Here is a 12,350-nt window from a genome sequence, read left to right as displayed (position 1 = left end):
AAAGGCGCGACCTACTAAAACAGGTTGAGGGGGAGTTTGAGATAGCGTTGGCCGTTGTTTTCTGGTTGTGGGAGGTGGCCGGCGCGCATGTTGATTTGCACTGATGGCAAAATTAAACGCGGCATATTGAGTGTGGCGTCGCGTTCGGTGCGCATTTTTACAAACTCGTCCTCGGTTGTGCCGCCGCCAACATGTACGTTGTTTTGTTTTTCTTCTGCCACCGTTGTTTCAAATGCATATTCATCGCGATCGGGCGCTTTATAATCGTGACACATAAATAGCCGTGTTTGGTCGGGAAGCGCAAAGACCTTTTGAATCGAGCGATACAAGGTGCGGGCGTCGCCCCCTGGGAAGTCACACCGTGCGGTACCATAATCGGGCATAAATAGCGTGTCACCGACAAACGCTGCATCGCCCATTACGTAGGTTAAACAAGCTGGTGTGTGACCTGGTGTGTGTAATACCTGTGCTTGTAGCTCGCCTATCTTAAACGTATCACCATCAGCAAACAGGTGATCAAATTGACTGCCATCGCGCTGAAACTCAGTGCCCTCATTAAATGCTTTTCCGAAGGTCTCCTGTACGGTTTTAATATGCTCGCCAATGCCCAGTTGGGCACCAGTATGCTCTTTTAAAAAGGGCGCGGCAGATAAGTGATCCGCGTGGACATGGGTTTCTAATATCCAATCAACGGTGAGGTGATTATCCTTGATGAACTTTAAGATACGTTCAGCAGACTCGGTGCTCGTACGACCTGCGGCATAATCAAAATCCAGCACCGAATCGACTATTGCACAGTGCGATGAATTGGGATCTTGTACCACATAACTATAGGTATTTGTCGGCTCATCAAAAAAGTGAGTCACAATGGGCTTGAGCGCTGACATGATGTTACCTCTTAATAAAAAATTGCTTAAATATACTCACTAATAATAAGTATATAACCATATCGTAGTTTAGGTTTCAATCTGTGAAAAGCTAAATTATAGTGAGTACACAATGCACATCCCACAGATAGGCGGCTCAGTGTTTGTCATCATTAAATCAGTGCTCTGAATTCTCAGATTGAACAGCCCTTAAAACTGGAACTTGGTTATTGCTTGGTTAATGACAACAGTAACAAACCACATACGATCATGCCTGCGGCAACTAATCGCATGGGTGTCACAGCCTCTGATAAGAACACGATGCCAACAATAAACGCGCCAATAGCGCCAATGCCCGTCCAAATCACGTAGGCGGTCCCGAGGGGGATTGAACGCATCGCTACAGCGAGTAACCAAAAGCACGATAAATAGAGGCGTCTGTTGCTAAACAATGTGATTAGCAACAGACTTTAAGCATGGCTATTGATTCTATGCTGCGGCGCGCTTATCAAGCTGACCCGACAGGCGGGTTAGCATGAGCGCTAACAGCACGATAATAGCGCCTATCCAAGCGGTGTCCATGAGGGCTAAGTCGGCAACAATATGACCACCAATCCAGGCACCTAAGGCGATGCCAACATTAAATGCTGCGATGTTTAACCCCGATGCGACATCGACTGCATTGGGCGTGTGCCGTTCGGCAAGCTGCACTACGTAAACCTGCAGCCCAGGTACATTACCAAACGCGAACCCGCCCCAAATAAGCACCGTGACGAGTGCAGCCCAGGATGAGTGAGCGGTAAAGTAAAAAGTAGCTAAGATCAACGCAAGACCACCGAAAATAACGGTCAGCGCCTTAACGGGACCCAGTTTATCGGCAAGTTTACCACCATAAATATTACCGACTGCGACCGATGCGCCGTACGCCAAAATCAATAGGCTTACAGAGCCCGAATTAAAGCCAGATACATCTTCTAAAATGGATGCCAGATAGGTAAACGCAGAGAAAGTACCGCCGTAGCCGAGTGCCGTAATTACGTAAACTAATAAAAGTCGTGGATGCGTTAGCACGCGGGCTTGTTCAGTCAATTTGGCCGGCTTAGCTTGTTTTAGGTTCTTTGGTACTAACAATGCGCTGCCTATCCAAGCAAGCACACCTAAACAACTGACCACTAAGAAAGTGGCACGCCACCCGAAGGTTTGGCCTATCCATGTCCCGAGCGGTACACCCGTCACCAACGCAACGGTAAGGCCGGTGAACATGATCGCGATAGCGCTCGCCTCTTTTTCCTTTGGTACTAGGCTGGTCGCAATGGTCGAGCCAATCGAGAAGAACACGCCATGGGCGAGCCCTGTTAGCAGTCGTGCGGTAATTAAGCTCTCATATGAAGGCGCTTGCCAAGCAAGTAAGTTGCCGCCAATAAACAGAGCCATGAGCCAGAGTAATACTGTCTTACGGTTCCATTTACCGGTGAGTGCTGTGAGCACCGGCGCGCCAATCGCTACTCCCACTGCATATAGGCTTACGAGCAGCCCGGCGGAAGGGAGCGAAACGTTTAAACTTTCTGCAATTGTTGGCACGAGACCGACAATCACAAACTCAGTGGTGCCAATGGCAAAAGCACTGAGAGTGAGTGCAAAGAGTGCAATAGGCATAACAATTCTCCTGTTAATTGAATGCTGCACAGTTTGCGCTTGGTTTTTATCTCAAAAAACAGCATTATGTGGAAATTACTTTTGTGATAATTGCAAAAATGGTGCTGTATGAGAGCTAAATCTGACGATATTGCCGTGTTTCTTGCGGTTGCTGATGTAGGGAGCTTTAGTGAGGCGGCACGGTTACTTGATATTGAGGTCGCGCGCTGCTCAAGGGCTGTTAAACGGTTAGAGCAGCAACTGGGACAAACCCTACTGACGCGCACCACGCGTCGGGTGGAACTGACCAGTGAGGGGCAAGCCTATCTTGAAGCGGTTCGCCCTGGCATCGAACAACTCGAACTCGCGGAACAAAGATTAATTGAAGCGGAGGGCAAGCCCAAAGGCAGGCTTCGAGTCGATGCGGCTACGCCTTTCCATTTGCATCAAATTACTCCTCATGTTGCTGAGTTTCGCAGGTTGTATCCAGGAATCATGCTTGAGTTATCAGCCTCCGAAGGATTCATTGACCTCATGGAGCGCCGCGTGGATCTCGCCATTCGAATTGGCGCGCTCGCTGACTCGTCAATGCACGCAAGTTACTTGGGGCGTTCACAACTGCATATTGTCGCCAGCCCTGAGTATTTGCATGCGTTTGGTCAGCCTGAGTACGCAGCTGACTTAGAGCAGCATACAAAAATTGGTTTTATGCAAAGCGACACGCTCAATGTGTGGCCAGTAGATGAGGGACGTTTCTGGCAACCCGATATTGCTGTGAGTAGCGGCGAGGTGATGCGGCAACTTGCGTTGCAAGGCAATGGACTGGCGTGCTTGTCGAATTTTATGGTGGCTGATGATCTGAAAGCTGGTCGCCTCGTTAAATTGTTGTCCGATCATCATATAACGGATAATCCGCGAGAGCGTGTAAACGCCGTTTATTACCGTAACACTGCGTTATCGTCGCGCATTAGCGCATTTTTAACGTTTTTCATACCGCGATTTCGACTTTAGGCTTTCGACAATACGATGAATGTAGATTTCTGATAAATTCCATTCGTATCCGTTAAAGTCGATTGTATTTACCAGGTCGTCCTACAATCAGGTATCAGTATAAATGGTCCTGTCGTTACTATATGTTAATTTTTTTGGTAACAATCTGATATGATTTATGATGAAATAGCTAATCTGTTCAATTTACAAGGATATAAAAATGAAAAAGTTGGCATTTGGGCTCTCGGGAGCAATCTGTTTACTCGGGCTAATTGGATGTGAAAGTATGGGACGGGACTTACCTGAAGAGCCCGAATATGCTTTGGACTTAACCAAAGAAAAAGACGGTCAGGCTTATACCGACTATTGGGTCGTTGAGGAGCAAGAAAAAACACTAAAGTTGTCTGATCAATACTCACGCTCACTTGCACGCAACAACCAAAATGGATGTGCTTCAATTATCTATACAATAAATAGCGAGGGACGCGTCGCCAGCCATAAAGTTGAATATGCATACCCGAACGAAACGGCTGCCAAAGCACTTATCGTGAGCTTAGATTACCTTCGTTTTAAACCGACTGAACAGAATGTCGAACGTACCCCTGTTACGACCCGAATGTTTTCGGTTTTTAAGGTTGGAAAAAATGAAGGTTCGGAAGAATTTAAAGCCGCTTGTGACGTCGATGCCAATACGATTGATAAGTTTGCGAAACAAAAAGAAGCCAGTTAAGGCTTCTTTTTAAGGATGTCCACAATACGGTTTATGTATATTTCCGAGAGGTTCCATTCGTATCCGTCAAAATCGGTCGTGTTTACGAACTGAACAACAACCGTATCGATGTCTGGGTGATACTCGGCTAAGCTCTGATAGCCGGGTATCAAGCCACCGTGTTCGAACTTGTAAACCGATGAATAAATCGCTCGTTCGCCGGGTGCAAATGCAGAGCCGTCGTTAAGTGCTCGAATGAATCGGCCAACATCGGTAATACTGGCAATCATCGAACCGTAGTCATTTTCTTTTATATTGGGTTGTACACCGACGTAGTAACCACCCATGAGATCCTTGATATTAATTGCGTCGAGCGAGAAGTAAGTATTCTGAAGTGCTAATGGTTGTAAAATGCGATCGGTAATGTACTGTTGATACGAATAACCCACAGTATGATTAATAATTTGGGTGAGTAGTAAATAGTTTGTATTGCAATATGCATAATCGGAATCGGGCGCAAAATCAGCGGGCTCATCCATAATAAGTGCTAGTTTTTCCGAGGCTGTTGCGGGTGGATTTGACCAGTAGTTGGGCGTATCTGTGAAGTTAGGAAGTCCACTCCGATGCTGTAAAAGCATTCGCAACGTAATTTCATTAGCGTTTGGAAGGTGCTGGCTGACTTTAGGTAACAGCTGGCTAAGCGAGTCATTTAGGGATAGCTGACCGTCGTTGATGAGCTTTGTTGTTGCTAGCGCTACATAAAGCTTACTGATACTCGCGATCTTAAATAACGCATTAGGTTCGGCAGGCAACTGCTTGGCCCTATCATGCCACCCCGCGGTGAATATCGTTGCCGGTTGTTGTCCTTGCTGAACGTAAACAATCATTCCGTCAAAATGGTCTTGCGTCGCTTCATCTATTTGTTGCTGAATAGTGTTGGGAAGTGGCGCAAGCCAAGTGCTAACAAGTGGCCAAGGTACGAAAAACAGAGATATCACGGTTCCGATGAGTAAGGCTATGCGGAGTGACCAAAGTGCTTTTTTATTCATGTGCTTATCGCCGTATATAATCGTTTAAGAAAGCCGTTTGAGTGCACGACTTTACTCAGTATTGATTATTGTCGCTACAGAATAAATGTATCGACTTGTTTCGATTCGAAAAACCTTAGTTCGTTTTACAATGTATAATTAATAACACAGGAGCTTGCACATGAGTCGAGTGTTTATGCAGAAGAATGCGATGCCTTTGATTGCTATTATTGGTACCGTTGCCGTCATCGTTTATGGTCAGCTAATTCTCAGTTGGGGAATGTCATCCAGCGAGATGAGAGAAGTCTATTTAGGGTTGGCACTGACTGAGTTACTTATATACATAGGCTGGTCGATAGTAACTGCGTACGCGGCGGTGTTTTACAGTCTAAAAAGTAATATAGAAGCTCGCTGGAAAAAAGTCGGTCTATTATGTTTATGTGCAATTGTGCCATGGCTTGTCGGCTATTTGGTGAATCTAGCTTGAAGGCTAAGGCCAAAAAAAAGGGGCATAGGAGCCTAATGCTTGTCAGTTAAGCTAACGACTAGCATTTTTTCTAGGCGACCGCATCGGATAACGTTGCGGTCGCCTTTTTATTGCTCGTGGATAGTGCCGTTCTCGTCGGTCAGGTAATACAAACGCGCTGGCCATTTCCATCATCTGCTCCATGACTTTGGGTATTTTCCCTGGAGAGATATTTACGAGCATATGAAGCTGTCCAACGAGGTAGTGCGATGCCTGTTTAAAGCTGATTTGATTGGGCTCGACCTGCTTCAGGCTGTAAGCCATTTGAGCCATCATATATCGTAACAAGTTGTATGCTACGAGCATGCCCCAGAGCTCTTGTTCAACTAGCTCGGGACGCTTACTTCGCAAGGTCAGTTCATTTTTCAGCATATACTGCTTCATTTCTCGGTAAGCTTGTTCGATTTCCCAGCGGTGAGCATATAAGTCCACGATATCCGCTTCCGGATAGCGCATCGTATCTGTCATTGAGGTTAAGATAGCCACATCTTTCTTACCGACTTTCTTGCTCACCAACCGAGCTTCAACGGTTTCGGGTGCGTTATCCCACTTCTTTTTTGCCTGTGGGGATAACTTAATTTCCACCAGTTTATCGGTGCTACTGAATGATGTTTTTACAGTATATTGCGCGCCTTTTCTGAGCGGGATAAGCCAGTGGCGCTCTTCACCCGCCCGATGCCACTGCTCTAATAGCCCCAGCGCATAGAAGCCCTTATCGAATAGCGTTAGTGAATGGTCAGGCGTTCGCTCGATAAGTTTAGCCGCCAAATCAACTTCACTGGCTTGTGCAATACTGCCAAACTCCGTTGCTGTCACTAAATGACTGCTGACCTCCATTTGATTAACCATACGAATTTGAGGATAGTCTGACTCTTTGAGTTGATTCGCTGTACGTCCAAAGCTCGCACTATTTTCAGGCGTATCGGGTGTACGCCAGACAGTCCCGTCCACTGCCAAAATCGATAGGTTATTCCAATGAGACGTGGGTAATTTATCGAACCATAACTGATTAGTGAGCTCGAACATCCGCTTCATCACATCAGCGCCTAAGCGCTGACGTGCCTGAACCACAGCACTGGCTGCAACGTAGGGCCTGTTACCAGGCAACATTAAATCAAGATGCGAAACCAGTTGCCGCATGGGCATGTCTCTGAAAAGCGCCATGCCAACAACAGCCCACACCATAAAATCCATGGGCAAGCGCCGCTTACGCACTGTCGTAACGCCTGTATCCTGCAAGCATTGCTCGACTAATTCAGGCTCGAGTAAGTCGGGTAACTTACTGAAATCATCTGGGGTAAACTCTTGCAGCTGTTCTAACGCTTGACTTAAAAACATAAAAAAATCCATAGCCAGAAATTCTGACTATGGATTTTGAAGACTCTGCCGGATCGGTCAACCGATCATTGAAAATTTCTTAACTGATCGGCATTAGGCATAGGAGCCCCTTAGAAAGCAATCTATAGACCGAATTCTTGCTTGGCAATTTGTTCGATCTGACCATACTGAATAAAACCAGGTATCCACTGTTCACCAATCATGATGGTAGGAGTACCACGAAACCCTAGCGCTTGAAACGTCTGTAAATTCTTCTTAATCGTTTCTTTGCTTGCTTGCGGGTCTTTCAACCACGCTTGTGTTTCCGTGCGTTCGGCGATTGCTCGAAGTGAATCTGCGTTATGCATTCCTGATTTGCTCATTAGCAGTGTATGCACATCATAGTAACTATCGGAAGCATTCGACCAAACACTCAGCCCAAACTCAGTTGCATTGGTGTTGATACCATCAACAGAGCGCTGACGTAGCGGCACAATGATATTAATGACATTGACCGATGGGTATTCTTCAATTAAACGCTCTAAACTGGGCTCCAGCTTTTTGCAGTAGGGACAGTTATAATCCGTAAAAATGACGATCGAATGCGCGGCATCAATATTGCCTAGAGTAGGGTGTGTAGAGCTATCAAAAAGCCAGTCCTTATATTCTTGGTAGGTCGCTTTTTGCGCTTTTTGTTCCTCTAGAAAGTTTTCTAATCCCTGACGCATATTTCCAATAAGTTGCGGGTTATCGCGGAGCATGGTTTCGATTTTAGTAAGATCGGCTTCTTGCGTTTCAGTCAGTGACTGGGCACTTATCGCATGGCTAATCAGCGCAGCGCTGATACACAGTGTGAATCGTTTAATCATGGTTAATTCCTTATTTTTTAAAGTTAATTTTGTAACTTGCTGAACCATAAGCGCGCTAGGATGCCCGGTGGCGAAGTGAAGCCACTAGTGGCGCTGGTCACTTTATGGTTATTAATAATTAAAATGGTGGGGGTTACGCCCACATTAAATAGCCGCGATATCTGACCACTATCATCATTAATTGTTGTGAAGTCGAGTTGGTTACTTTGTAAATAAGCGGAAACCTTTTTGTCGTGTCCCGATCTCAATGCGACAGAAATAACGGTGTAGTCGTCACTTAACCAGTCCACAGTCGGCGAGACCGTTGGACAGACGGGACACCAGGTCGCCCAGAAATACAGCACTACGGGTGTTGCTTCACTCATCTTAGCAATAGATAACGGCTCGCCAGCCAGGCTTTTGAGTGTTAATTCGCTTGGCAACGTAGTGGGTACGTTATTGTTACGATACAAGTCGACGCCGAAGGCGATCGCGGCGGCGACAACAAGGTAACCCAGTAATTTAATAAATCTCAGACCCCATTTATTCATTTCTCGCGTCCTTGATGGCTTGCATTACGGCATCGCTGGTAAGGATGATGGGTAACTCAATCCCTTCGGGAGCGCCCGGTCCGTATACTCGGTTGTATGGCACGCCGTATTGTCCATAGGCGCGAAGATAGTCAGTGATATAATCATTTCGCACGGTCCAATCACCGCGCATACGAATCAGGTCAGGTGCTGCGAGCGCGCTGTACACCGGCTCTTGTTCAAGTACACCGAGCTTATTGGCTTTACAGGTAATACACCAGTCTGCTGTGACATCTACAAATACGACTTTTCCTTGGGTAACCGCCTGATGAATCGTCTTAAACGAGAGCGTTTGCCAAGGGCGTTCGCTGGTTTGCTCTGCTGAAGTTGATTCGCTGGATGCCTTTAACCAATACGGTGTTAACAATGTGAATAGCCAGACGCTTGTGGCGAGCAACAAGGCACCAAATATCGGCTTCACCCATTTCAGCCACGGCCCGGGTTTGGGTAACAACTTACGGGTTTGTGGAAATGCCGCGATGGACAACCAAGGCAGCGCCATACCAACACCGAGCCCGAAGAATATCAGCAGTAACAAATACATTGGCGCGCCTAGTGCGAACGCCACCGCAGTCCCTAAAAAGGGGGCAGTACACGGCGTTGCTAATACAGTGGCAAATACGCCTTGACTGAAATGACCTAATAACGAACTACGCTGTGACTTTAGCGCCCATTGATTGAGCCACTGCGGGAGGCGGATCTGATAAAGCCCGAACAAATTTATTGCAAAAGCCAATGTAATGAACGCCAGTACTGCGATAAACCAAGGGTTTTGAAACTGCATTCCCCAACTGATCCGCACGCCACTCAGTTTTAACAGGCCGAGTAGAGCGCCAATAACGATAAAGGTGCTGATAACACCCATAGCTGTGGCGAGAAACTGATACCGAACCTGCCGCGCTGATGCGTCGCTGTTAGCGATCAGAGATTGCACCTTGATTCCAAGGACTGGTAAGACGCAGGGCATTATATTGAGAATTAAACCACCCAGCAGAGCGGCGAATAGTGCCCCCCAAATAGTCATAGTATCGAGGGGGTCATTCGTTGTCGTGCTATTACTCCGTTCGAGTTGTGTTGTGTAAACCGCACTGAATGGATCGTCATTTACGGTGATGCTGACTTGTCGATTGACGAGTTCTGGTAGCTCGAGCCAATGAGATGCTTTAAACCTGGCGATTAAACGCTTCCCATCAACGCTCACCTTCTGTTGGACGAGTTTAAAAACCACTTCATCAAGTTGTTTATCTTCACTGTGCACAAACACCTGTGGCGAATCCCAGCGCGATGTGCGCGATAACACAAAACTCAGTTGTTGATCATCAGCGTTGTAGTCAGCGCGCGTCACTTGCGCGTTACCGAGTGGCCGCGGTACTAGACTCATTGCTTGTGCAAACGCAAAGCTCTGTTCGCTGTCTGGCGTAAGTTGGTTAACATCAATATTCAGTTGCAGCGGAAAATCGGTTAGCACACAGATATTCGTGCAGCTCGATAACGTGAATACAGCATCCAACTGAGCACTTTCAGTTGTTTCAGATACAACGATTTCGAGGGGAAACGTGACTTGGTGTTTATAGCCGGCTGTGCGAATGGATTGTACGTAATACTCACTCGGTGTTGGCCAATGCCAGTTGATGCGTTCAATACCTTTTGACGAAGCCAAGTCGATACGCGGTGGAATACCGCCTTCACCAGGTGCTCGCCAGTACGTTTTCCATTCATCTTTAAGTTGCACCGTTAACAGTGCCGGTAATACGCGGGTTTCGGGATTGAATTCGCCTGTCACTGCAAGTTTGACCTTGACCGCGTCGTGATCGGGACTCGTTAACCAACCCGTGGAAGTTGAGCCTTGTGCCCAGCTGAACGGTGACATCAAAAGGCTTAAACATACGCTAAACCAGCGTAGGTAGCCTACAAATTTTGCTGTGTTCATTGATACTCCTAAAATAGCTAAAAAATACGTTTTCGAAGCAAACGTAAGAAGCTATTCCAGAAATAAGCAGAAGAGGGTGTGGCACCTTCGTTTGGGCTTTACGAATCGATTCGCATAGCTAGGTGCTGGCGTATCGCTTTTGGAAAAGAGTACAAAGCCAATAAACGCAACAAATAATGCCATTGCGCTGATATCTAATTGACTGACTTTTAGCAAGTGTGAGGCGTGATCACACTGTTTATGACTCGCTTGAGGCGTCTTATTACTCGTGTCGAACGATGCTGTGACTGAATTATGTTGGTCATTCAGCTGACAGGTATTAATTAGATTAAAACGGTTACCCCAACACAACACAAAGACCACCGCGAGTGCGACACACACCGCAATGAAAGAGGGCTTTTGTGTTTTAGAGAAGGGGGTCATGGCACCGCTGACTATTCAGTATTATTTACTGTATTGTGCCAGAACGTAAGCGATGTTCAATAGGCAGCGTGCTGCGCACACTGCCTTTTACGAACTCGTTAGTCCCAGTCAGGCGAGAAGTCGGGATCGATGAGGCGATCGTCTTTATCAATATCCGCGATTGCCTTCATGTCATCTTGGTCGAGCTTCAAGTTTTGCGCATCAAAATTCGACTTCAAATGTTCCACCTTGGTGGTTGACGGAATCGCGACATAGTCATTCGCCAACTGCCATGCAATAGCGACTTGTGCCGGCGAGACATTGTGTTTCTCAGCAATATCTTGCATCACTGAGTTATCCATCACAGCGCCTTTTGCCAACGGTAAATAAGCCGTTACTTTAACACCCATTTGCTTACAGGCATCGGTTATCGCATGGTTTTGAAAGAATGGATGGACCTCGATCTGATTGGTGAGGATTTTATCTTTCCCCACGTGCGCAACCGCACGATTTAACAAATCGATGGTGAAATTGGAGACACCTAGGTGCTTGATTAACCCATCTTGCTGGGCTTTCTGCAGCGCGTCTAGGGTTTCCTCAACAGGCACTTCGTCATTTGGTGAGGGCCAATGAATCAGCGCAAGATCGATGGTGTCGCGTTGTAGTTTATCGCGGCTCACTTGTAGCGAATCAAGCACGTCTTGATAGGCAAGCTTTTCGTACCACACTTTGGTCGTGACAAACACGTCCTTGTTGGTGTGTTGAGCGAGTGCTTTACCGACATCGGCTTCGTTATCGTAAAACTGCGCGGTATCGATGTGCTCGTAGCCCATATCAATGGCAGCACTAACGAGTTCGGTGAGTTCCTGTCCTTCTAATCTAAAGGTACCCATACCAAACTGGGGAATCATAATCGCCTCCTTTGTTAAGCTATTCATATAGGTAGTACCCAATAAATCGAATAAAAGTCCAATCCATCGTTGGGCCTTTCGATATCCGCATTAGAATAATGGGAGTACTGTACTGTAATTCTTGCTTTACTATCAGCGCTATACTGCCAAGACAATCCTACGCGGTCTTCAAACTGAAATTGTGTTGATAAACGGCGGTCGCCAATACGGGTTTTATCAAAATAACTACCGCCGATGCCGGCCTCTAAATAGAGTGGCGTGGCGCTTTCGGTCAATTGCCATTGGAACACAGGTGACACGGTCAATGCGGTGATGTTATCCGATGTGTCATTTGAATCCTGCCAATGATTGAAACCCATCTCGAGACTTACTTGCGGGCTGCCTGCCCAATCTAAAAAGCTGAATTGCGTACTCTCAGTGCGGTAGCCGATTCGTGCACCACGCAATTGGTCGGTGGAATACGAAGCGGATACGTGCCATTCATCGGCTTTTACAGGTAATAAAAAGGTTGCTGCTGCCAATGCGACAGCCGCGGTTTTGATACTGCTCATACTACTTCCTCTCACATACAGGTAATGATAAATACGTGACTGTATGT

At 46.6% G+C, this 12,350-nt stretch carries 13 protein-coding genes; 3 read left to right on the top strand and 10 right to left on the bottom strand.

Annotated elements, in window-relative coordinates; all coding sequences use genetic code 11:
* Window positions 1-14: 14 nt before the first annotated feature.
* The 3 genes from AC3AP5_RS05525 to AC3AP5_RS05515 all read right to left on the bottom strand — a co-directional run bounded on the left by AC3AP5_RS05525 (window position 15) and on the right by AC3AP5_RS05515 (window position 2,522).
* The gene (locus tag AC3AP5_RS05525; protein WP_487327164.1) at window positions 15-887 is read right to left on the bottom strand and encodes an MBL fold metallo-hydrolase; all 873 of its coding nucleotides are present in this window, start codon (window positions 885-887) and stop codon (window positions 15-17) included.
* 206 nt (window positions 888-1,093) lie between these two features.
* Complete coding sequence (locus tag AC3AP5_RS05520) at window positions 1,094-1,318, bottom strand: DMT family transporter (protein WP_487327163.1); 225 nt, start codon at window positions 1,316-1,318, stop codon at window positions 1,094-1,096.
* Between the two features lie 37 nt (window positions 1,319-1,355).
* Window positions 1,356-2,522, bottom strand: coding sequence for an MFS transporter (locus AC3AP5_RS05515; RefSeq protein ID WP_487327162.1), 1,167 nt, complete (start codon window positions 2,520-2,522; stop codon window positions 1,356-1,358).
* Between the two features lie 108 nt (window positions 2,523-2,630).
* Between AC3AP5_RS05515 and AC3AP5_RS05510 the strand changes: the two genes are divergently transcribed.
* Together AC3AP5_RS05510 and AC3AP5_RS05505 are read left to right on the top strand one after the other, a co-directional pair.
* Window positions 2,631-3,512 carry a LysR family transcriptional regulator gene (locus AC3AP5_RS05510; protein WP_487327161.1) on the top strand — a complete coding sequence of 294 codons (882 nt, stop codon included), beginning with the start codon at window positions 2,631-2,633 and terminating at the stop codon, window positions 3,510-3,512.
* Between the two features lie 199 nt (window positions 3,513-3,711).
* The gene (locus AC3AP5_RS05505) at window positions 3,712-4,221 is read left to right on the top strand and encodes a hypothetical protein (protein ID WP_487327160.1); all 510 of its coding nucleotides are present in this window, start codon (window positions 3,712-3,714) and stop codon (window positions 4,219-4,221) included.
* Here AC3AP5_RS05505 and AC3AP5_RS05500 read toward each other — a convergent pair.
* Entirely contained in the window at window positions 4,218-5,249 is a 1,032-nt protein-coding gene (locus AC3AP5_RS05500; protein ID WP_487327159.1) for a serine hydrolase domain-containing protein, read from the bottom strand. The genes AC3AP5_RS05505 and AC3AP5_RS05500 overlap by 4 nt on opposite strands.
* A gap of 160 nt (window positions 5,250-5,409) precedes the next feature.
* Here AC3AP5_RS05500 and AC3AP5_RS05495 point away from each other — a divergent pair, with 160 nt between their 5' ends.
* On the top strand, window positions 5,410-5,715 hold the full coding sequence (locus AC3AP5_RS05495) for a hypothetical protein (protein WP_487327158.1): 306 nt from the start codon (window positions 5,410-5,412) through the stop codon (window positions 5,713-5,715).
* Between the two features lie 51 nt (window positions 5,716-5,766).
* Here the strand turns inward: AC3AP5_RS05495 and AC3AP5_RS05490 are convergent, their stop codons facing one another.
* From AC3AP5_RS05490 to AC3AP5_RS05465, 6 genes are all read right to left on the bottom strand, one after another.
* On the bottom strand, window positions 5,767-7,092 hold the full coding sequence (locus AC3AP5_RS05490) for an IS4 family transposase (protein ID WP_487327157.1): 1,326 nt from the start codon (window positions 7,090-7,092) through the stop codon (window positions 5,767-5,769).
* A 122-nt stretch (window positions 7,093-7,214) separates the two neighbouring features.
* Window positions 7,215-7,940, bottom strand: coding sequence for a thioredoxin domain-containing protein (locus tag AC3AP5_RS05485; RefSeq protein ID WP_487327156.1), 726 nt, complete (start codon window positions 7,938-7,940; stop codon window positions 7,215-7,217).
* Window positions 7,941-7,963: 23 nt separating this feature from the next.
* Entirely contained in the window at window positions 7,964-8,470 is a 507-nt protein-coding gene (locus tag AC3AP5_RS05480; protein ID WP_487327155.1) for a protein disulfide oxidoreductase, read from the bottom strand.
* Complete coding sequence (locus AC3AP5_RS05475) at window positions 8,463-10,439, bottom strand: cytochrome c biogenesis protein CcdA (protein ID WP_487327154.1); 1,977 nt, start codon at window positions 10,437-10,439, stop codon at window positions 8,463-8,465. Before AC3AP5_RS05475 ends, AC3AP5_RS05480 begins: the two co-directional genes overlap by 8 nt.
* A 521-nt stretch (window positions 10,440-10,960) precedes the next feature.
* Entirely contained in the window at window positions 10,961-11,752 is a 792-nt protein-coding gene (dkgB, locus tag AC3AP5_RS05470; protein ID WP_487327153.1) for a 2,5-didehydrogluconate reductase DkgB, read from the bottom strand.
* Window positions 11,753-11,775: 23 nt separating this feature from the next.
* Window positions 11,776-12,303: an acyloxyacyl hydrolase gene (locus tag AC3AP5_RS05465; protein WP_487327152.1), complete on the bottom strand. Its 528-nt coding sequence runs from the start codon at window positions 12,301-12,303 to the stop codon at window positions 11,776-11,778.
* Between the last annotated feature and the right edge of the window lie 47 nt (window positions 12,304-12,350).

The organism is Idiomarina sp. D18 (genome assembly GCF_057748155.1).
Note: the sequence above shows the minus strand (reverse complement) of the source record. Positions and strands in the feature narration are given on the sequence as shown.